This is a genomic window from Paludisphaera mucosa, from assembly GCF_029589435.1.
Classification (GTDB): domain Bacteria; phylum Planctomycetota; class Planctomycetia; order Isosphaerales; family Isosphaeraceae; genus Paludisphaera; species Paludisphaera mucosa.
In genome coordinates, this window is record NZ_JARRAG010000001.1 from 158,218 (window position 1) to 178,553 (window position 20,336).

The 20,336-nt window shown below is 70.6% G+C and carries 19 protein-coding genes; 6 read left to right on the forward strand and 13 right to left on the reverse strand.

Going from position 1 to position 20,336, the window contains the following annotated elements:
* Positions 1-45: 45 nt before the first annotated feature.
* Positions 46-1,476: a sulfatase gene (locus PZE19_RS00655; RefSeq protein ID WP_277858648.1), complete on the forward strand. Its 1,431-nt coding sequence runs from the start codon at positions 46-48 to the stop codon at positions 1,474-1,476.
* A gap of 12 nt (positions 1,477-1,488) precedes the next feature.
* On the opposite strand, the gene PZE19_RS00660 is transcribed toward PZE19_RS00655, so the two are convergent.
* From PZE19_RS00660 to PZE19_RS00670, 3 genes are all read right to left on the reverse strand, one after another.
* Positions 1,489-2,244: a hypothetical protein gene (locus tag PZE19_RS00660; RefSeq protein WP_277858649.1), complete on the reverse strand. Its 756-nt coding sequence runs from the start codon at positions 2,242-2,244 to the stop codon at positions 1,489-1,491.
* Between the two features lie 92 nt (positions 2,245-2,336).
* Positions 2,337-3,383: a DUF1559 domain-containing protein gene (locus PZE19_RS00665; protein WP_277858650.1), complete on the reverse strand. Its 1,047-nt coding sequence runs from the start codon at positions 3,381-3,383 to the stop codon at positions 2,337-2,339.
* An 89-nt stretch (positions 3,384-3,472) separates the two neighbouring features.
* Entirely contained in the window at positions 3,473-3,931 is a 459-nt protein-coding gene (locus tag PZE19_RS00670; protein ID WP_277858651.1) for a hypothetical protein, read from the reverse strand.
* Positions 3,932-4,382: 451 nt separating this feature from the next.
* Between PZE19_RS00670 and trpS the strand changes: the two genes are divergently transcribed.
* Positions 4,383-5,354: a tryptophan--tRNA ligase gene (gene trpS / locus PZE19_RS00675; RefSeq protein WP_277858652.1), complete on the forward strand. Its 972-nt coding sequence runs from the start codon at positions 4,383-4,385 to the stop codon at positions 5,352-5,354.
* A gap of 46 nt (positions 5,355-5,400) precedes the next feature.
* Positions 5,401-5,658 (forward strand): GlsB/YeaQ/YmgE family stress response membrane protein, encoded by a 258-nt coding sequence (locus PZE19_RS00680; protein WP_277858653.1) that lies wholly within the window; start codon positions 5,401-5,403, stop codon positions 5,656-5,658.
* 207 nt (positions 5,659-5,865) lie between these two features.
* Here the strand turns inward: PZE19_RS00680 and PZE19_RS00685 are convergent, their stop codons facing one another.
* The gene (locus tag PZE19_RS00685; protein ID WP_277858654.1) at positions 5,866-7,245 is read right to left on the reverse strand and encodes a Gfo/Idh/MocA family protein; all 1,380 of its coding nucleotides are present in this window, start codon (positions 7,243-7,245) and stop codon (positions 5,866-5,868) included.
* A gap of 398 nt (positions 7,246-7,643) precedes the next feature.
* Between PZE19_RS00685 and PZE19_RS00690 the strand changes: the two genes are divergently transcribed.
* On the forward strand, positions 7,644-9,416 hold the full coding sequence (locus PZE19_RS00690) for a B12-binding domain-containing radical SAM protein (protein WP_277858655.1): 1,773 nt from the start codon (positions 7,644-7,646) through the stop codon (positions 9,414-9,416).
* A gap of 64 nt (positions 9,417-9,480) precedes the next feature.
* On the opposite strand, the gene PZE19_RS00695 is transcribed toward PZE19_RS00690, so the two are convergent.
* Together PZE19_RS00695 and PZE19_RS00700 are read right to left on the reverse strand one after the other, a co-directional pair.
* Positions 9,481-9,843: a hypothetical protein gene (locus PZE19_RS00695; protein ID WP_277858656.1), complete on the reverse strand. Its 363-nt coding sequence runs from the start codon at positions 9,841-9,843 to the stop codon at positions 9,481-9,483.
* A gap of 17 nt (positions 9,844-9,860) precedes the next feature.
* On the reverse strand, positions 9,861-11,531 hold the full coding sequence (locus PZE19_RS00700; RefSeq protein ID WP_277858657.1) for a serine/threonine protein kinase: 1,671 nt from the start codon (positions 11,529-11,531) through the stop codon (positions 9,861-9,863).
* 377 nt (positions 11,532-11,908) lie between these two features.
* Here PZE19_RS00700 and PZE19_RS00705 point away from each other — a divergent pair, with 377 nt between their 5' ends.
* The gene (locus PZE19_RS00705; RefSeq protein ID WP_277858658.1) at positions 11,909-12,271 is read left to right on the forward strand and encodes a hypothetical protein; all 363 of its coding nucleotides are present in this window, start codon (positions 11,909-11,911) and stop codon (positions 12,269-12,271) included.
* 22 nt (positions 12,272-12,293) lie between these two features.
* On the opposite strand, the gene PZE19_RS00710 is transcribed toward PZE19_RS00705, so the two are convergent.
* The 7 genes from PZE19_RS00710 to PZE19_RS00740 form a co-directional block, all read right to left on the reverse strand.
* Positions 12,294-12,665, reverse strand: coding sequence for a hypothetical protein (locus PZE19_RS00710; RefSeq protein WP_277858659.1), 372 nt, complete (start codon positions 12,663-12,665; stop codon positions 12,294-12,296).
* Positions 12,662-13,882 (reverse strand): C45 family autoproteolytic acyltransferase/hydrolase, encoded by a 1,221-nt coding sequence (locus tag PZE19_RS00715; RefSeq protein WP_277858660.1) that lies wholly within the window; start codon positions 13,880-13,882, stop codon positions 12,662-12,664. Before PZE19_RS00715 ends, PZE19_RS00710 begins: the two co-directional genes overlap by 4 nt.
* 302 nt (positions 13,883-14,184) lie before the next feature.
* Positions 14,185-15,933 carry a hydroxymethylbilane synthase gene (gene hemC / locus PZE19_RS00720; RefSeq protein WP_277858661.1) on the reverse strand — a complete coding sequence of 583 codons (1,749 nt, stop codon included), beginning with the start codon at positions 15,931-15,933 and terminating at the stop codon, positions 14,185-14,187.
* 1 nt (position 15,934) lies between these two features.
* Positions 15,935-16,603, reverse strand: coding sequence for an RNA polymerase sigma factor (locus PZE19_RS00725; protein WP_277858662.1), 669 nt, complete (start codon positions 16,601-16,603; stop codon positions 15,935-15,937).
* A gap of 43 nt (positions 16,604-16,646) precedes the next feature.
* The gene (rlmN, locus tag PZE19_RS00730; RefSeq protein WP_277858663.1) at positions 16,647-17,777 is read right to left on the reverse strand and encodes a dual-specificity RNA methyltransferase RlmN; all 1,131 of its coding nucleotides are present in this window, start codon (positions 17,775-17,777) and stop codon (positions 16,647-16,649) included.
* A 61-nt stretch (positions 17,778-17,838) separates the two neighbouring features.
* The gene (locus PZE19_RS00735; RefSeq protein ID WP_277858664.1) at positions 17,839-18,585 is read right to left on the reverse strand and encodes a hypothetical protein; all 747 of its coding nucleotides are present in this window, start codon (positions 18,583-18,585) and stop codon (positions 17,839-17,841) included.
* A 47-nt stretch (positions 18,586-18,632) separates the two neighbouring features.
* Positions 18,633-19,514 carry an NmrA family NAD(P)-binding protein gene (locus PZE19_RS00740; protein WP_277858665.1) on the reverse strand — a complete coding sequence of 294 codons (882 nt, stop codon included), beginning with the start codon at positions 19,512-19,514 and terminating at the stop codon, positions 18,633-18,635.
* A 105-nt stretch (positions 19,515-19,619) separates the two neighbouring features.
* Between PZE19_RS00740 and PZE19_RS00745 the strand changes: the two genes are divergently transcribed.
* A complete protein-coding gene (locus tag PZE19_RS00745) occupies positions 19,620-20,174 on the forward strand; it encodes a TetR/AcrR family transcriptional regulator (protein WP_277858666.1) in 555 nt (184 codons plus the stop codon).
* The last annotated feature ends 162 nt before the right edge of the window (positions 20,175-20,336 follow it).

The window sequence follows — 20,336 nt, forward strand, 5'->3', positions numbered from 1 at the left end:
ACGGACGGCAACTCCTCTTCAGGGCGGGCTTTCATGAAGCGACTCATGCGGTGGACGACGGCGGTCGTCGTGGCGACGGTCGTACTCTCGGGCCAGACGTCGGCGGACGACCGGAAGCCGAACGTGGTGTTCATCCTGGCGGACGACCTCGGTTATACCGACGTCGCCTGCTACGGCAGCCGATACTATCGGACGCCGAACATCGACCGCCTGGCCACGGAGGGGATCCGGCTCACCGATGGCTACTCGTGCGGCCCCAACTGCCAGCCCACGCGGGCGGCGCTCATGAGCGGCCGGTACGGACCGAGGACCGGCGTGTACACGGTGGGGTCGATCGAGCGGTTCGCCTGGCGGACGCGGCCGCTGAAACCCGTCGACAACGTCGTGAAGCTGCCGCTGGAGACGCACACGCTCGCCCAGGCGATCCACGAGGCCGGCTACGCCACGGGCCTGTTCGGCAAGTGGCACCTCGGACAGGACGACGCCCACCACCCCTCGAAGCGCGGGTTCGACGAGGCGATCGTCTCGATGGGCAAGCACTTCGACTTCGAGACGATCCCCAAGGTCGAGCATCCGCCCGAGGCCTACCTCGCCGACTTCCTGACCGACAAGGCGGTCGACTTCATCACCCGCCACAAGGACGGGCCGTTCTTCCTGGCGCTCCACCACTTCGGGGTCCACGCCCCCCATCAGGCCAAGCCCGAACTGATCGCGAAGTTCAAGGACGCGCCGCCGGCCGGCGGGCATCGCGACCCGACGTACGCCGCGATGATCGCCAGCGTCGACGAGAGCGTGGGCCGGGTCCTGAAGACGATCGACGACCTGGGCCTCGGCGACGACACGCTGGTCGTCTTCACGAGCGACAACGGAGGCGTCGGCGGCTACGGCCGCGAGGGGATCGCGGTCGGCAAGGAGATCACCGACAACGCCCCGCTCCGGGGCGGCAAGGGGATGCTCTACGAGGGGGGCGTCCGCGTCCCGTACATCTTCCGCTGGACCGGCAAGATCCCGTCGGGGACGACCAGCGACCAGCCCATCAACAGCGTCGACCTCTATCCGACCCTGCTCGAAGTCGCCGGCGGCCGGGTTCGGTCGACGCTCGACGGCGTCAGCTACCTGGGCCTGCTCACCAGCGGCGGCCGCGAGCGGCCCGGTCGCGACGCCCTGTACTGGCACTTCCCCGGCTACCTCGGCGCGGCGCGGGGCCAGTGGCGGACCACGCCCGCCGGCGCGATCCGAGACGGCGACTGGAAGGTCGTCGAGCATTTCGAGACCGGCAAGGTCGAGCTATACAACCTGCGCGACGACCCCGGCGAGAAGCACGACCTCGCCGCCGCCCAGCCCGACCGCGCCGCGGCGCTGCACGCCAGGCTCGTCGCCTGGCGCAAGCGCGTGAACGCCCCCATGCCCACGCCCCATACGCCCGACCCCGAGGCGGCCGCGAAGAAGGGGAGGGGGGCCGGGGACGACGAGTGATCCGGCCGCGGGTCACCACCCCAAGAGATGGTAGACCATGTCGACGAGCCCCGGGTCGTCGCGGCCGAGGGCCGGGGCCAGCGCCCGATACGCGGCGACGTCCTCGGCGGTCAGCCTGACGACCATCGGCGCGGACTCGACGCGACGCTCGGCCCCGTCGGACGCCCGCAGATACTTGCAGGCGACGCGGACCGTGTAGGCCCCCGGAGCGGGCGCGTTGCCGAGGTTCAGGCCCGGCCAGAGGCCCTCCCGCAGCTCGACGCGACCCCCCGCGTCGAGACGGACCGTCCCTAGTTCGGGGACCGCGACGCCCAGCCGCTTGAGGGTGTAAGGCGAGATTGCAGCCCTGACCCGGGCGCCGGCGGCGTCCCTCACGTCCACCTCCGTTGAGAACGCGTCGGCGGGGCCCCGGCTCGCATTGGCGAGCGTCACGACGTCGCCCGACCCGTTCCGGACGGCGAGGGCGAGCCGGCTCGCGTGGAGCGGATTCGCGAGCACCCGGGACGTGAGCAGCGAGGGGTGTCGCGCGAACCCCCAGCTCGTCTCCCAGGGGCCCGACTTGAGGGCTTCAGCCTGCCCGGACGGGCTCGGATAGGAAAGCTCCAGCACCAGGCCGTCCTCGTTGGGCGGCGGCGCCTGATCGACCAGGATGTGTACGTCGGCCGCCCCGCGGCGAGAATGGCGCTGGGCGACGAGTCCGATCGCGGCGGCGAGGGCTGCCGACGAGACGAGGGCGATCCGGAGGAGCCTGCGTCTGCGCGGCGTCATGCGGGCGGCCTCCGGTCGAGCAACGAGCCGACCCGGCTCGCGCGAGGCGCGGCCGGGCCGGCGTGGGGCGATGCTTTCGGGCGTGCGTCGGATCAATAGGCGTCGGAGCTGACGACCTCGCCGCCTCGGGTCGAGGAGATGGCCTGATAGGTCGGCGGGCTGACGGAGTTCTTGACGAACTTCACGCTGCCGTCGCAGAAGCCGACGTTGACGCCGCCGGCGTGGTTGCTGCGGGCGGCGATCATCACCAGGCCGCCGGGGCCGCCGACGCAGGGGGCGTTCTTGCCGAACGGGTAGTTGCAGTAGCCCTGGTCCTGCATCCAGTCGGGCTTCGAGGTATTAGGCGTCAGGTAGCCCGAGAAGTTGCCGGCGTACGCCCAGTGCGAGAAGCCGCGGAGGTCCCAGCTCGCGCCCGAGACGCCGACGAGGACCTCGGAGGTCATCATCGTGTTGCTCAGGCCGTCGGTGATCGCGGCGAACCGGACCGTGCCGTTCTGGGCCCCCTGGCCGCCGCCCGCCGCGATGTCGGCCTTGGGCGCGCCCACGTCGCCGAACGGGGCGCCGAGGAAGTCGTAGCGGACGTTGTTGTCGAGGAAGTAGGGCTGGAGCGAGCCCCCCTGGATGCTCCCCTGCTGCATGGTGATGTTGCCGAAGTTCACGACGTAATTCTGCGACGTCACGAGCTTGCCCAGGTTGCCGATGCCGACCGTGCGCTCGTTGTTGCCGTCGCTGGGGCAGAAGTACGCGCTGACCCGGGTGGAGGTCACCGTGATGTTGGCCGCGCCGGCGTAGCGGAAGTCCCCCTCGACGGCGGAGGCGGCCGGCTGGTTGGGGTCGTTGTTCCCGGAGGAGTTCCACGAGTTGAACAGCGCCTGCTGCTCGACGAACGGCAGCACCGGGATCAGCCACGAGCCCCAGCAGCAGCCCCGCATGCCCTGGGGCAGCACGCTGTTGCCGCTCTCGTAATTGTGCATGCCCAGGCCGATCTGCTTCAGGTTGTTGACGCACTGGGCGCGGCGGGCGGCCTCGCGGGCCGACTGCACGGCGGGGAGCAGCAGGGCGATGAGGACGGCGATGATCGCGATCACCACCAGCAGTTCGATCAGCGTGAAGCCCGATTTACGACGCGATTCGATCATGGATGAGTTTCCTCGCCTAACGGGTGGGAAGAGACTTGGAACGTCGGACGCCTGGTGAAGAAAGACGACGCCTCGAAGGGCCCGACGGCTCACTTCGTCGTGAGCGCGAAGTCGGCCGTGGTCGACCCGCCCGAGACGACCTCGGCGGTCAGCGTGGACGCGGTGTTGTATTGCTTGGGGATCGGGTCGGCCGCCGGCTTCTTGGGGGGCATCCCGGGCGCGGCCTTCTCCTGCGCCGCCTCGCCGCCGCCGACGGAGCGGATCGACACCTTGTACTTCCCGGGCGTGGGGCCCGTGGCGCGTTCGATCGAGTAGGCTCCGTCGGCGATCACGCCGCCGGCGGGCGCCGCCCCGGCCGAGCCGTCGGCCGGGTCGAACGCGATCACGCCCTTCGCCAGCGGGGCCCCGTCGAGCGTGACCTTGCCGTGGACCGCCTGGCGATTCAGCCCGTCGGCCGAACCCTCGCTGCATCCCGACGACGACCAGACCGCGACCGCCGCGGCCGACCAGGCGACCGCACGCAGTCTTGAAGAAATTCGACGAATCACACACCTCCTCGGTCGTGGGGGGATTCTCCGACCGGCCGCGCCGAAGGGCGCAAGGGAACCCAACGGGAAGGCCCGGAGGCCGCCGCGGGTGATCGGGCCGGTATGGAGAAGGATGTCGGTGGACCCCCGCCGCAGGGAGGAGGGCGGGGGTCGGGGAAACTGGCAAGAGTGAGCGGTGAATGTATCATCCACCAGGAGAGATCATGGGTAGATACCGCGCTGCCGGCTTCATGTCAAAGAGTTTTCTCGGTGGCATATGCCATTTCTTTCACGATCTCTCGCACGCACCGGCCCGTGCGAGACGTCGATCGCAGGGGTCGCGACGGCCCTGACGACGTCCGCCCGGAGGCCCGGCGCGACCGCCCCGCATGGCCGTCGGCGGGCGATCCTGGTAGAGTGGCTGGACGCGGGCGGGCGCGAGCGACGCGCGTCGGCGGCTGAGGAGGAATCGATGAGGATCTTGTCGGGGATTCAGCCTTCGGGCCCGCTGCACATCGGCAACTACCTGGGCGCCATCCGCCAGTACGTCGCGCTCCAGGACGCGAACGACGCCTATTACTTCGTAGCCGACTATCACGCCTTGACGAGCGTGCGCGACGCCTCGCTGCTGCGGAAGTACGTGTCCCACGTCCTGATCGACCTGCTCGCCCTGGGGCTGGACCCGGACGAGGTGGTGCTGTTCGTGCAGTCGGACGTGCCCGAGACGGTCGAGCTGTCGTGGCTCCTGACTACGGTCACGCCGATGGGCTGGCTGGAGAAGTGCGTCAGCTACAAGGACAAGGTGCAGCAGGGGCTCCCCGCCGAGGCCGGCCTCTTCGCCTACCCGGTCCTGCAGGCGGCCGACATCCTGCTCTACGACGCCGACCTCGTCCCGGTGGGCCAGGACCAGAAGCAGCACCTGGAGATCACCCGCGACGTCGCCGAGCGGTTCAATCACGTCTACGGCCGCCGCGAGGGCGTCTTCCGGCTGCCCAAGCCCTACATCCTGGACAACGTGGCCGTCGTCCCGGGCCTCGACGGCCGCAAGATGTCGAAGAGCTACAACAACACGATCGAGATCTTCGAAGACCCCGCGTCGATCCGCAAAAAGGTCAAGAAGTTCGTGACCGACAGCCTCCCCGTCGAGGCCCCCAAGGACCCCGACACGTGTCCGTTGTTCGGCCTCTACAAGCTGTTCGCCAAGCCGGCGGATCGCGAGGAGATCGAGCGGCGCTACCGCGAAGGGGGCGTCGGATACGGCGAGGTCAAGACGCGGCTGGGCGAGGCGCTCATCGAGACCTTCGCCGAGGCCCGCGAGCGCCGGGCCGAGTGGGTCGCCCACCCCGAGCGGGTCGCCGCCGTCCGCGCCGCCGGGGCCGAGAAGGCCCGCGAGACGGCCCGCAAGGTGCTCCACCGGGCTCGGGCGGCGTGCGGCCTGGGATGACCGCCGACGCCCTCCTCATCCTCTCCTCCGACGCTGGAGTCTTGATATGAGTATGCTGTTCTCTCTCCTCTGGTTCCTGCTCATCGGCCTGGTCGCCGGATGGCTCGCGGGCCAGCTCACCAAGGGCCGCGACTTCGGCGCGGTCAACAACATGATCGTCGGCGTCCTCGGCGCGATCCTGGGCGGCTTCCTCTTCGGGATCTTCGGCCTGGGCGCGACGAACACCATCGGCAGCCTGATCACCGCCACCGTCGGCGCGGTCGTCGTCCTCTTCCTGCTGGGCCGCTACGGCAAGCGGCTCTGAAAGGCCCCTTCAAAGACTTGGGTTTTTGACGGCCTTCTCCCCTCGCGGGGGAAGGTGGCCCGAAGGGCCGGATGAGGGGGAGACGAGCACGAAGGCCGTCGCTCCAACATCCGACCTGCCGGCGGATTCCGACGGGGCTTCGCGCGTCCTCCCCTCATCCCCCCCGAGGGGGGAAGGCGTGAAAACGGCCCTTTCAGGGACGCTTCGTCAGATCTCCCAGCCCTTGCGGTAGCTCCCCTTGAGGAGTGCGGAGGCGGCGGAGCTGTTGAGGATCCGGCCGGCGTCGCCGTCGTAGTCGATGGCCTCGCCGGTGCGCATGGCGATGTTGCCGAGCAGGATGGCCTCGGTCTGGACGGCCGCGTACTCGAAGTTCGAGTAGGCGATCTCGGGCTTGCCGGCGCGGATGGCCTGGAACCATTCGAGCTTGTGGTTGTCGTCGGTGTCGCCGCCCCCCTGGATCCGGGGGATGGTCGGCTTGGGGGCCTTGAAGTCCTTGAATCGCTCGTCGGGCCAGAGGCGGCGGCCGACCGACTCGCCGCGGGCCGATCCCATGGTCCCCTCGGCGCCGACGCAGACCCAGCCGTTGTCTTCGGGCTTGAAGCCCTCGGGGAAGAGGTGGGCCGGCGGCCGGTTGGGCTTGCCGTCCTTCGCCCCCTCGTACCAGGTGAGCTTGACCGGCGCGAGCTTGCCGCGCGCGGGGAACTCGTAGACGACCGTCGCCCAGGCGGGGAAGGTCTCGGGGTTGATCTCGCCGCTCTGGGCCGAGATCCGCCTGGGCAGGCCGAGCTTCAGGCCGTGGAACGGGATGTTGGTGTTGTGGCAGCCCATGTCGCCGAGGACGCCGGTCCCGAAGTCCCACCAGCCCCGCCAGAGCATGGGCGTGTAGACCGGGGCGAACGGCCGCTCGGGGGCGGCGGCGAGGAAGAGGTCCCAGTGCAGGTTCGCGGGGACCTCGAACGTCCCCTGCGGCCGCGCCGTGATCTCGGGCGCCTGCTTCCAGTAGACGCTGGGTCGGTCGGTCCAGACGTGGACCTCGGTCACGTCGCCGAGCACGCCGGATTCGAGGATCTCGACGCTGGCGCGGAGGCCGTCGGCGGCCGAGCCCTGGTTGCCCATCTGGGTGCAGACGCCGTGCTTGCGGGCGGTCTCGCGCATCAGGCGGGCCTCCCACACGGTGTGGGTCAGCGGCTTCTGGCAGTAGACGTGCTTGCCCAGCCGCATCGCCGCGACCGACGCCGGCGCGTGGGTGTGGTCGGCCGTCGAGACGGTCACGGCGTCGATCTTGTCGCCCATCTGGGCGAACAGCTCGCGGAAGTCGTGGAAGCCCTTGGCGTCCTTGAACTTCGCCAGCTTCTCCTTGAGCGGGTCGTCGTCGACGTCGCAGAGCGCGACGACCTTGCCGTGGTTCCCCGCGTGGTCGGTGTCGCCGCCCCCCTTGCCGCCCACCCCGATGCAGGCCACCTGGATGACGTCGTTCGGCCCGACGCCCGCCGCCCGGCCGTTGCGGCCCTGGCAGAAGACCCCGAACCCCGCGAGCGAGGCCCCGTACAGGAACGCGCGACGGTCCATTCCCTGCTGCGTGGTCATGGGTGAGACTCCCCGGTGGGTGAAGGAGGGCGGGATGCGCCGGCCCGCGGCGCGAGGCGGCGGGCCGGCGTCAGGCCCACCATAGCGCGCGGCGAGGCGCGACGCCAAGGAATTCCCGACCGCCGCGATCCGCGACCGCCCACGCTTTGGGACGAAGGCGACGACGAGATCCGCCCGCGACGTTGTCCCGTGGAAGGTAGCTTACCCGCTCGATGCGCCGTCGATCCTTCCGCGGATCTGGCGGCGGAGCCTCGCAGCCGACCACGGCCGACGCCTGGGCGGTGCCGGATCGTCAGACGCCCGGCCCCGCGACCTCGACGGTGGACGACCGCGAGATCGTTCGACCAACTGCGACCCGCGGCAGCGTTGCCGCGCACGATCGCATCAGGAGCTCGTCGATGAGCCCAGTGAACGCGCAGATCGATCGCCCGTCCCCGACGCTCAGCCTGCATCCTCGCGGGCGACGGGCGAAGGTGCTGCTGGCCAGCGTGTGCGGCCCCTACGCCCAAGACGACGAGCACGGCAGCCGCTCGCTCAACCCCATGGAGCTGTATCACAACCAGGTCACGCGCGTGCAGGGGCCGTTCTCGCTCCGCATGTTCCACCGCAGCTGGGGGCTGATGCTGATCCAGGCCAACCTGACGGCCCCGTGCACGGTCCTCGACTTCCCGACCTGGGAGCGGTTCGAGGAGGAACTCCGCGGGGGCGACTACGACGTCGTGGGGATCAGCAGCATCGTCCTGAATCAGCACAAGGTCCGGACCATGTGCGAGATGGTGCGCCGCCACCTGCCGAACGCGACCATCGTCATCGGGGGGCACATCGCCAACGTGCCGGACCTGGCGGATCGAGTCGACGCCGATCATATCGTCCGCGGCGACGGCGTGTCGTGGTTCCGGCGGTTTCTGGACGACCAGGTGGACGAGCCCCTGCGCCACCCGTTGATCGTCTCGGGCTTCGGCGCCCGCTGCATGGGGATGAAAGTCGAGGGGAGGCCGGAGGACACCGCGGCCACCCTGATCCCCTCCGTCGGCTGCCCGCTCGGCTGCAACTTCTGCTCGACGTCGGCCATGTTTGGCGGCAAGGGCAAGTCGGTGGACTTCTACAAGACGGGCGACGAGCTGTTCGACATCATGCACCAGCTCTCCACGAGCATGAAGGTGCGCTCGTTCTTCATCATGGACGAGAACTTCCTGCTCCAGCGCAGCCGCGCCCTGCGCGTGTTGGAGCTGATGGAACGCCACCGCAAGCCCTGGTCGCTGTACGTGTTCAGCTCCGCCAACGCCCTGAGGCGTTACACCCTGGAAGAGCTGGTGAGGATCGGCGTGTCGTGGGTCTGGATGGGGCTGGAGGGCGAGGAGAGCGCGTACAAGAAGCTCTCCGGGGTCGACACGTTCGGGCTGGTCCGCGGCCTGCAAAGCCACGGCATCCGGGTCCTGGGCTCGAGCATCATCGGCCTGGAAGACCACAGCCCCGAGAACATCGATCGCGTGATCGCGCACTCGGTGCGGCATCGGACGGACTTCCATCAGTACATGCTTTATACGCCGATCCCGGGCACGCCCCTGCACGCCGAGCTTTCGGCCGCCGGCCGCCTGCTGACCGACTCGGAGTGCGACCCGGCCGACGTGCACGGCCAATCGGTGTTCAACTACCGCCATTCCTCGCTCCCCCCGGGAGTCGAGGGCGAGCTGATGGTGCGGGCCTTCACGCGCGATTTCGAGCAGAACGGGCCGAGCGTCGTGCGGATCGCCGAGACGACGCTCGCGGGCTGGCTCCGCCACAAGTCGCACCCCGACCCGCGCGTCCGCGATCGCATGAAGTGGGAGGCGCGGCCGCTGTCGTCGAGCTACGCGGCCATGGTGGCGGCCGCCCGACTCTATTTCCGCGATCGTCCGGACCTCCACGCCAGGATGGACCGCCTGCTCGGCGACCTGATCCGCGAATTCGGCTGGAAGGCCCGGGCGTCGGCGGCCCTCGGCGGCCGCCTGCTGCACTGGACCTCCCGGCGCGAGGCCGACCGCCTGGCCCGCGGCTGGTCCTACGAGCCGGACACGTTCTACGAGGTGAACGAGGCGGCCGCCGCACAGCCCCGGCGACGCCGCGCCGCGCTCTGCCGGAGCGTCGGCTGCTCCGCGACGTCGTCCCCGGCGGCTGAGGCGCACTCCTGAATCGCTTCCGCCCGATGGAGGAGAGTTCCGAGGTCGGTTCGCGGCGAAATCCGCACGGGCCGACTCACGGCTCGCCGCCATGCCAGTCGAATCCGCACCAGAAGCACTGGCGGGCCTTCGGCGTGCGGACGACCCGTCGGCATTTCGGGCAACGGTTCACGAACGACTCGTCGGCCGCTTCGGCCAGGACCCGCTTGCAGACGCGACGGCGGAACGCTTCCGGACCGTCCGTCAGTGCGGCGTTGATTTCGGGGTCGTCGGTCCGCCCCCACCTGACGGCCAGGGGGTGGTCCGGCTTCGCCCCGATCAGGGCGGCCTTCTCTCGGCCGACGATCGCGCTCCCAACCCTTCGCTCGTCGTCGGTCATCCGGGCCCGAAAGTGGCTCCAGACGTACCGGGTCAACTCGTGATCGTCCTCGTACTCCACCTGCGGTTGCCCTCGGATCAGCCTTGAGGGTCGACCCGGGCGAGGGCTTCCTGGACGTCCTTGAGCTTCACCGGCTTGGACAGGACGACCTGGTCGTCGGCGGCGGGGAGCTTGTCCTTGAGGGCGCCCTGGCGGGGGCCGAGGAGGACCACGACCCGGAACGGGTGGGCGGCTTCGCGGGCCTTGTCGCGCATGTCCTTCAGGTGTTCGAGGGCGCCGGAGCCCAGGCCGTCGAGGTCGAAGAGGACGACGTCGGTCGGCCGTTCGCGGTAGCGTTCGGCGGCGTGCTCGGCGTCGGCGATCAGCAGCACGCGATAGCCCTTGCGCGCCAGGTTCTTCCGCAGCGCGTCCTGGATCTCGGCCTGGGACTCGACGCAGAGCAGGCTGCGCCGGGCGTCGGCCGGGGTCTCGACCTCGGCGGGCGCGGGGGACGCCGCGGCCGCCGCAGGGCGGGCTTCGGGCTCCTCGGCGGGCGCGAGGCCCAGCAGGGCCCCCAGGTCGGTGGCCTCGTCGCTCTTGCGGGAGTCGAACCCGTCCAGGTCGAGCGCCATGGCTTCTTCGGCGGTCGCGTCCGGGGGCGCGTCGGGGTCGTTGGTGAGGAACGGGTTGCGGAAGATCGCGCTCCCCAGCTCGGGGTCGAGTTCCAGCTCGTGGTCGGACTCGGGCGGGGCGGCCCCGGCCCGGCGGCGGTCGCGATAGGTTTCCAGGTCGGCGGCGACCTCGGCCATGGTCTGGTAGCGGGCCTTGAGGTCCATCTTCATCATCTTCTCGACGATCCGGCTCAGGCCGGGGTCGGGGGCGTAGGCGTGCTCGGCGAGGGGGCGGATGACGCCGAACGAGCGTTTGAGCATCTTCTTGAGCGGGTCCTTGCTCTCCGAGTCTTCCAGGGGCACCTGGCCGGTGAGCATGTGGTAGAAGACGCAGCCCAGGAAGTAGACGTCGGAGCGGGGGTCCCCCTTGGGGCTGCCGCATGAGCGTTCGAGGGCGGAGTAGTCGACGGTCCGCTGGCTCTTCATCCCCTTGCCGTCGTTGGTCTCGATGGTCGCCAGGCCGAAGTCGACGAGCTTGGCGACGCCCGAGTTGGCGATCAGGATGTTCGTCGCCTTGATGTCGCGGTGGGTCACGCCGTGCTCGTGCGAGTACTTCAGGCCCTCCGCCAGGCCGACCATCAGGGGGAGGGCCTCGTCCCCCTTGAGGCGGAGCCGGAGGCGGAGGAACTCGCGGAGGTTCATCCCCTCGACGTACTCCATCGCCATGTAGTGCTTGTCCTCCTGGCGACCGGAGTCCAGGATGTGGACGATGTTGTCGTGCCGCAGCCGCATGCCGGCCTCGGCCTCCTTGTGGAACGACGCCACGGCCGCCGGGTCGGAGGCGAACCGGCCCCGCAAAACCTTGATCGCGACCGGCTCGCCGCTGTGCGACCGCTCGCCGCGGTAGACCCGGGCGAAGGTCCCCTCGGCCAGGTGGAAGAGGGCCCGATACGGCCCGAAGAAGAAGTTCGAGGCGTCGCCCTTGCGCAGGCGCTCGACCTGCCAGCTCGTGATCCAGCCCTTGCGCAGGCACGAGCGGACGACCGCCTCGGGCGAGCCGTCCTCGGCGTCGGCCCGGGCCTCGCGGAGCTGGTCGCGGGAGATCAGGCCGATGAGCGTCAGCTGATCGACGAGCGACGCGACGTCGTGTTCCGGCATGGGCGGTGTCCTGACCGAACGCGAGGGGAGGATTCATCCTTGAGGCCGAGGTCGGGTCGGCGATGCACCAATCTACCCAATACGTACTTCTTGCAGGCTCGTGACGCGAGCCCTCCTTCGAAAAAACGTTCGAAAATCGCCCGAACCGGCGGGCCGTCGGAAAAATCGCGTCCTATCGTGCCGACCCGGCGGCCCGGCGTCGTAGGGTCTGAAATGAGCGGCCTGCGGGGAACGCCGCGCGGCCGGAGATCATCACGACGACGGCGATGGTTCCGGGGCGCGACGGATGCGGAGCTGACGCCGCGTCGGCGTCCCCGCCGGCCGCGACCGCTCTCACGACGCGCGGCGGCAAGCAGCATCTTTGAGGAGCTTCAGGAATGTACCATCCACCCGGACGAGCGCACGCGGCTCCGCTCGCGACGACGACCCCCGCCCCGGCGAAGGCGAAGCCGAAGGACGTCTCCCCGCCGCAGGAGGCCGAGAAGTCGGAATGGATGAACCGCCGCGCCAGCGAGCAGGCCTCGCGGGCCGCGCTCGCCCGCAATTCCAGCGGCCGGCGGCGGTACGTCGACCCCACGACCTGCGAGCGCGACTACAGCGAGGCCGAGCTGGAGTTCATGCTGGCCATGGACGCCTACAAGCAGCGCAGCGGCCGGATGTTCCCCACCTGGAGCGAGGTCCTGGAGGTCATCAAGAGCCTCGGCTACGAGAAGCCCGCCGAGGAAGGCCTGATCGACTGAGCCGGCCGGCCCCGCCGCCGGGTCAGGCGTCGGGGCCGCCCGCGGGCCCGGGATCCTCGGCCGGGGCGGCCAGTCGCGCCAGGGTGCGGCCCCACTTGCGCGGGACCCGGGCGCGGCCGAAGTCGGGGAGCCGGGGCTCGAACTGGTTCCAGGTCAGGACCGTCAGGCAGGAGCCGTCCTGGAGCACGGCGACGAGGACGCGGCCCTCGTGCAGGGCGAGGATCGCGATCGCGCCGTTGGTCGGGTTGCGCCCCAGCCGCCGCGTCCGCCGCAGGGCGACGCGGAGCCGGCCCTCGGCCTGGTCGGGCTCGACGCCGAACCGCTCGACGAACCGTTCGAGCGCGTGCCGCGACAGCCGGACGGTGCCGTAGTCGCGCTGGCCGGGCGGCGTCATCGCACCGCGGCGGGCTCGCCGGCCCTCGCGGCGCGTCGGGGCGCCTGGAGGCTCGGCGCCGATTCGTCGGCGCGGTCCGCCATCAGGGATTTCAGGTCGAACGCGTGATAGGGCTGGTCGGCGGCGGGGCGGCCTTCCTTGTCGGCGTTGGCGACCCAGAACCGGCCGGTGTCGGTCTCGAACAGGACGTTGTGCAAGTTCGACTTCATGGCGACGGGCCGGTCCATCAGCTTGCGGGCGGAGTCGGCGTCGAACCCGCCCCGGCCTTCCTGCACGCGGCGGGCCAGCTCCGTGTAGCGGTCGCCGGCCGAGAGGACGACGGCGTCGGCGATCGCGACGGGGAGCTTGGGGTGCGCCTCGCCCATCGCGATGACGCTGAAGACGTCCCACGACGCCTCCATGCCCACGGCCTTGCCGGTCTCGCCGTCGGCGACCACGAAGTAGTATTCGCAGGTCCGGGGGTTGTCGCGGAAGATCGCCACGGCGTCGTCGAGCGACTTCGCGTCCTCGAGCACCATCCGCATCAGGAACGACATCGGCACGCCGTCCCAGTGGCCCAGGCCCTTGCCGCCCATCTCGCCGATCGAGACCTTCTCGGCGTTCATGCCGGTCACCGAGCCGACGAAGCCGGCGTAGGTGACGTTCACGAACGGCGTCCGGCCCGCGGGCTCGGCGACGGTCAAAATGGCGTGCTCCTGCAGCCGCCAGTCGCAGCCGTAGTCGAGCACCCGACCGTGGTAGACCCGGCCGTCCTTGGTCGTCGAGCGGCCGAGCGCGAAGCCCGAGCAGTGGAACAGCTCGGGGATGAAGTTGGCGACGATGACGTCCTGCACGTCCAGCCCCGCGCCGTCGGCGACGCCCTGCAGCTCGTCGAAGAACCGCTCGGGGATGAACTTCCGCTGCCTCGCCGCGATCCCGGCGATGGCCCGCTTCGGGTTCAGCAGGCTGAGCCCCGCGACGTCGACCTTCAGCTCCTTGGCCTTCACGTCGAACAGGTAGTGGATGTTCTCGCGGATGTCCTCGCGGAGCAGCGCGCCCTGCTGGAACCCCATCTCGTAGTGCGTCCCCTTCACGTGCAGCACGCGGTAGCCGTCGACCTCCTCCAGGAACCCCGCGCCGCAGCGGGCGATCGTCTTGGTCTCGGCGCGGGCCGTGCCGAGGGCCGCGAACAGGGCGAGGCAGAACCAGGCGGCGCGGCCGGGCGGTCGGGCGATCATGGGGGCGTCCTTGTCGTGCGAGCTGGAAAGGCGACGAACCGACGCGAAGGGAATCGTCCCAAATCTACTCGACGAGCCGGGTCGTTCCAAGGCGATTCCCCCCGCGCATGCAAGCTGGCTCGAACCGTCCTTCTCCCCCAGGGAGAAGGTGGCCGGGACGGCCGGATGAGGGTCGCGGCGCTTCGCGAAGGCCCTCGCCGCTCGAACCCCGAGCTCCTCCGAACTGCGACGACTCTCATCCGCCGCTGCGCGGCACCTTCTCCCGGGGGGAGAAGGATGATCGAGGCGGCCTTTTCGAAGCGTCAGCGACCCGCGCGGAAGGCTTCGAGGATGGCCTCGGCCCCTTGCTCGCGGAGGGCCTGGGCGACGCGGCGGCCGAGGTCGTCGGCGGCGTCGAGGGGGGCTTCGAGGGAGGCGGCGACGCGGGTGCGGCCGTCGGGGTCGAAGACGGCGGCGTCGAGGAGCAGGCGGGCGCCGTCGGGCGAGGTCCGGCCCCAGGCGGCCATCGGGATCATGCAGCCGCCCTCCAGTTCGGCCAGGGCCCGACGCTCGGCGACGACGGCGCGGTGGGCCTCGGGGTCGTCGAGCAGGGCGAGCAGGCGGCGGGTCGCGGCGTCGTCGGCCCGGCATTCGATCCCCAGCGCCCCCTGGCCGACGGCCGGCAGGACGGCGGGGGGCTCCAGCCGCTGGGTGACGCGGTCGTGCAGACCGAGCCGATGGAGGCCGGCCCAGGCGAGGATCACGGCGTCGAGCTTGCCGTCGAGCGCCAGGTTGAGCCGGGTCTCGACGTTGCCACGCACGGCCGAGACGATCAGGTCGGGCCGGGCGTGGAGGATCTGGGCGCGGCGGCGGAGCGAGCCCGTGCCGACGTGCGCGCCGGGCGGCAGGGCTTCGAGCGTCCGATGCGTCGGCGCGATGAGCGCGTCGGCGACGTCCTCGCGGGCCGGCACGGCGCCGAGGACCAGCTCTTCGGGCCCCTGCGTGGGGAGGTCCTTGAGGCTGTGGACGGCGACGTCGACCGTGCCGTCGAGCACGGCGCGCTGGATCTCCTTGGTGAACAGGCCGGCGCCGCCGATGGCCGAGAGCGGCGAGTTGCGGTCGCGGTCGCCGTGGGTCTTGATCTCGACCAGCTCGACGGTCAGGCCGGGCCGGCGGGCGCGGAGGGCGTCGGCGACCCATTCGGCCTGCCAGCGCGCCAGGCGGCTGCCGCGGGTGCCGATCCGGATCAGCTCGGGGGTCGTCGTCGGGGGCGCGGTCATGGGGGCTCCGCCTCGGAGTTCTCGGGAGACGACGACCGCGACGACGCGGCGGGCGCCGGCCCGCTTGAGGGCGCGGGCGGCCGAGCCCAGGGTGGCGCCGGTCGTCAGGACGTCGTCCACGAGCAGGATGGTCCGGCCCTTCACGTCGGCGCCCGGGCGGGCGGCGAACGCGCCTCGCATCGCGAGGGCGCGGGCCTGCCTGCCGCGGCCGACGAGGTGGGGCGTCCGCCGGACCCGACGCAGGGCGGCGCGGGGCTCGCGCCCGGTCGCCTCGGCCAGCGCTCGGGCCAGGACTTCGGCCTGATTGTACCGCCGGCCCAGCCGGCGGAGCCAGTGCAGCGGGACCGGCACCACCAGGGCGTCGGCCGGGGCCGCCGCCAGGGCGTCGCGGCGGGCCTCGGCCCAGAGGGCCGCCAGGGCCGGCGCCAGGTACGCCCCCCGCTCGTGCTTCAGCCCCAAAACGAAGTCGCGCCAGGGCTCCTGGTGCGGCCCCAGGGCGATCGCGGCGTCGAAGCCCAGCCGCCGGCCCCGGCATTCGGAGCAGCCGCCCCGCAGGTCGGCGAACGGCCCGACCGGCGACGCGCAGCGCGGGCAGGAGGCCGCCTCGTAGCCCCCGGAGAGGGCCAGGAGCGCAGCCCGGCAGCCCTCGCAGAAGGGGGCGTGCAAGTCGGGCCCGGACGTCCCGCAGAGCAGGCAGCGCCAGGGGAAGACCAGGCCGCAGAACGCGTCGCCGACGGCGCGCCAGGCCGCGACGAGCCTCCCGACGGGCCTCGGGCCGACGATCGCGGCCACGTCAGCCCTCCGCGGCGCGGGGCCGGGGGGCGGGGGCGGGCGCGTCCAGCTCCAGGTAGGGCTCCAGCCGCTCGCGCAGCTCGTTGCGGGCTCGGGCCAGCAGCGACTTCACCGCGGCCGGCGAGCGGTTCATCACCTGGCCGATCTCGGCGTAGCTCATCTCCTCGAACTTGTTGAGCAGGACGGCCATCTTCTGGTCCTCGTTCAGGACCGCGAGCGCCTCGCGGACGACCTCCGACAGCTCCACCTGCCGCATCTGGGCCGACGCCGTCTTCTCGCGGCCCGGAACCGCGTAGGCGGGGCTCTCGGCCCGCGAGTCGTCGGCCGAGTACCCCGCGCCGATCGGCGTCGACGGCTTCCGGCCCTTGCTCCGCGCGTGGTTCACCGCCAGGTTGTTGGCGATCGTGAACAGCCAGGTCGAGAACTTCGCCTTGGGCCGATACCCCTTGCGGGCCTTGTAGACCCTCAAAAAGACGTCCTGCGAGAGGTCCTCGGCCTCCTCCAGCTTGCCGACGATGTGGAAGAGGACGCCGACCAGCCGGTCCTGATACCGCGCGACCATCGCCTCGAACGCGCCCGGGACGTCGTCGCGGATCTGGAGCATGAGCCGCACGTCCGGGTCGCGCGCCTCGAGCTGGCGTTCCAGCGCGTCGAGTTCTCCACGGCTCACGGGCGCTCCCTTCGGCTGGGAATGGCGGGGTCGGGGGACGTCGTCACGATGGCGACCCGGCCGCCTCGAACCGGCGCCGGAGCTGGCCGCAGGCGGCGTCGATCGACCGTCCCTTGGTGCGCCGGACCGTGACCGACACGCCGTAGCTCTGGACGTCCGAGACGAACCGCCGGACGTCCTCGGGCTCGGGGCGGCGGAACGGCAGGCCGGCGACCGCGTTGTACGGGATCAGGTTGACGTGCGACTTGCGGCCCTTCAAGAGCTTCCCCAGGGCCCGCGCGTGCTCGCGGCGGTCGTTCACCCCGCCGAGCATCACGTACTCATACGTCACCTGGCGGCCGGTGATCTGAAAGTAGTCGTCGGCGGCCTCCAGCACGGCGGCCAGGCCGATCTTCTCGTTGACCGGCACCAGCTCGTCGCGCAACTCCTCGGTGGGGGCGTGCAGCGAGACGGCCAGGTGGTACTGGCGGTCCTGGGCGGCGAGCTTGCGGATCTTCTCCGGCAGGCCGACCGTCGAGATCGTCACCCGCCGCTGGCTCATCCCCAGGCCGTCCTCGGCCGAGCAGACGCGGTCGAGCGCGACGAGCAGGGCGTCGAGGTTCGCCAGGCTCTCGCCCATCCCCATGACGACGATGTGCGTGACCGACTCGCCCGGCGGCAGCAGAGACTGGGCCTGCAGGACCTGGTCGAAGATCTCGGCCGAGGTGAGGTTGCGCTCGACCCCCTTGAGCCCGCTGGCGCAGAAGACGCAGCCCATGCCGCAGCCGACCTGGGTGCTGATGCAGAGCGACCGCCGCGTCTCCTCGGCGTCCGACATGAGGACGCACTCGATGTTCTTGCCGTCGCGGCAGCGGAGCAGCAACTTGTCGGTGCCGTCGTCGGCGACGCCCCGATAGGCCAGCTCGGTCGCGAACAGGGTCCACTCGGCGTCGAGCTTGTCGCGCAGGTCGCGCGGGACGTCGTTCATGTCGCCGAACGCCTTCGCCCGCCGGTGGAAGGCCCACTGGTGGATCTGCTTGACGCGATACGCCTTGTGCCCCCGCTCCACGACCCAGGCGCGCAGCTCGTCCGCCGACGCCCCGAACAGCGGGCGCTTCGCCACCGCACCGATCTCGATCCCCTGCGACTCGCCGACCTGCATCCGCACCGGCCCCCGACGGGAAGACGTCCCCACCGCCCCCATTGTAGGACCCCCGCCCCCTCCGGGCCAAGACGCGAATCCGGGTGGACGCGTTTCAGCATCCCTCGGTCGCCAGGCGTCCAGGTTCGCGAGACGTGAGTCGCGCGAACGCCTGCCGGATCGAGACGACGTGGAGGAAGATCCCGACCGGGGCGAGGAGGGCCGGGATCCAGACGACCGGCCAGGCGGCGATGGCGGCGAACGGCTCGCCCGGCCAGGCGAGGTGGAGCGGGCCGGGGGACGACGTGGCGACGGTGGCGATCGCGTTGGCCAGCATCGCCAGGCCGAACAGGTTCCAGGCGATCGTCGCGCGCGGGCCGATCCAACCGGACGCGATCCCGGCCGCCACGAACGGGGCCGAAAGGCCGACGAGGGCGTCGAAGTTGCGGCCCTCGAAGGTGACCTGGACGGGCGCGACCCCCTCCGCATGGAGCCGCCAGAAGGCGAGTTCCACGGCCACCCGGAACGTCTGCAAAGCCACCGGCCGCCACACGGGCGTCGCGGCCAGCAGCCGCCGGAAGGTGTCAGTCGAGCTGAGCGCGACGAACGTCCCCAGCGCGGTCAGGGGGAGGAGCGGCCAGCGCGGCGGGAAGGCCGACCAGTCGGCGAGGACGCCGCTGCGGGCGAGCGCGGCCGTGGCGGCGAGCCAGACGACCATCGCGGCCGCCGCGGATCCGGCGAACGTCCGGGGATGGGCCAGCCCCGCCCGTCGGGCCGCCCCGGCGAGCCCCAGGGCCACGAGGGCGACGACGCCGGCCGCGGTGGCGGTCAAGAGCGCGGCCGTCGAGAGCGATCCGGTCATGAGGCACCTCGCGATGTTCGGGCGGGAGGATCGGTCGAGGAGACGTCTCAGACGAACGCCGAGCGATGCTTCTCGATGAACGCTTCGAGCGTGATCGGGGGCCGGCCGCCCAGCTTCTCGACCAGCTCGTTCGTCCCCTCGAAGATCCCATTTTGATGGTCGATCGCGACTTCCCGGAGGTGTTGGAAGAGGAAGGCGTTGCCGTCGGTCGCCTTGTTGCGGACTTGCAGGACCTTCTGGAATTCCTCGAAGTCGACCTGCTTGTAGCGGACGTCCTTGCCGAGCACGCGGCTCAAGACCTGCGCGGTCTCCTGATAGGTGTATTCGACCGGGCCGTAGAGCGGGTAGATCGCGCCCTTGTGCTTCGCCGGATCCTCGAGGATGCCGGCGATCACGCGGCCCTGGTCCTCGGCCGCGATCGGGGCGTGCTTCCCGGTGCCGAACGGCACGTGGAGCAGGCCGGCCTTGATCATCGGGGCCAGGTAGAGCAGCCACTCGGCGAAGTACGTCGGCCGGATGTGGGCGACCGTCAGGCCCGACCAGTCGAAGACCCGCTCGGAGAGCCAGTGATCGGTCGCCGCGTGGCTCTTCGCATCCTCCCGCGCCGACTTCTGCGACATATTGACGATGCCGTCAACGCCGGCCTCCTTCGCCGCCTGGGCGAAATACGCCGTCGCCTGCAAGATGCCCGGGCGGATCGGATAGACGAAATACGCCCGCCGGACCCCATCGAGCGCGGCCCGCACCTGGCCGAAGTCGAGCAGGTCGCCGTACACGACCTCGACCCCGCGATCCTGCAACGCCTTCGACCGCTCGTCCCGGCCGTGGGCCAGCGCCCGCACCCGATGGCCGCGAGCCAGCAGCTCGTCGATCGTCGCCCGCCCCGTGTCCCCCGTCGCCCCGGTGACCAGCACTTTGACCTGGCTCATTGGATTTCTCCCTCGGGATCGGATAAGATTGTATTCGACATCCAAATCGTAGGCCTAGACAAATTGGATGTCAAACGAAATCTAAGTATCGATCGAGGAGGCGTCGTGAGGAAGTCGCGAGAAGAGGCGGCGCGGACCCGCGAGCGGATCGTGACGGCCGCGTCCGGGGAGTTCCGGAAGAACGGGATCGTCGCGACCGGGCTCGCCGACCTGATGAAGGCCGCGGGCCTGACCCACGGCGGCTTCTACAAGCACTTCGCGTCGAAGGACCAGCTCGTCGCGGAAGCCTGCGCCGAGGCCGTGGAGACGATCCTCGCGTTCCTGACGAACGCCGAGGCCTCGGGGAAGTCGGCGGCGGCGAGCTATCTCTCCACCGGCCACCGGGACGACCCGGCCCACGGCTGCCCGCTGTCGGCGATCGGCAGCGAACTCGGCCGCGGCGACGAAACGACGCGGGCGGCGGCGACCGACGGCTTCCTGAAACTCGTCGCGATCATGGCGAGGTCGTTCGGCGACGATCCACCCGAAGCCGCGCGGCGCAAGGCTCTCGCGGCGGTCTCGACGATGATCGGCGCCCTGACGATGTCGCGAGTCGTGAGCGATCCGGACCTCTCGGACGAGATCCTGCGGGAGGCGAAGAAGAGCCTGGCCGGGGATTGAGCCGGCGTCGGCGTCCTTCGCGGGTGGTCGAACTATAAGCTTGCGAAAAACGAGCGATGCGACCCTGGAGCGTGTTATGAACCGCACTCCTGGAACGGGGCGAATCCGAGGTGGATCTGCTCTGCCAGCAGCATCCCGCGGTTGGAGTTCGACGACGCATCG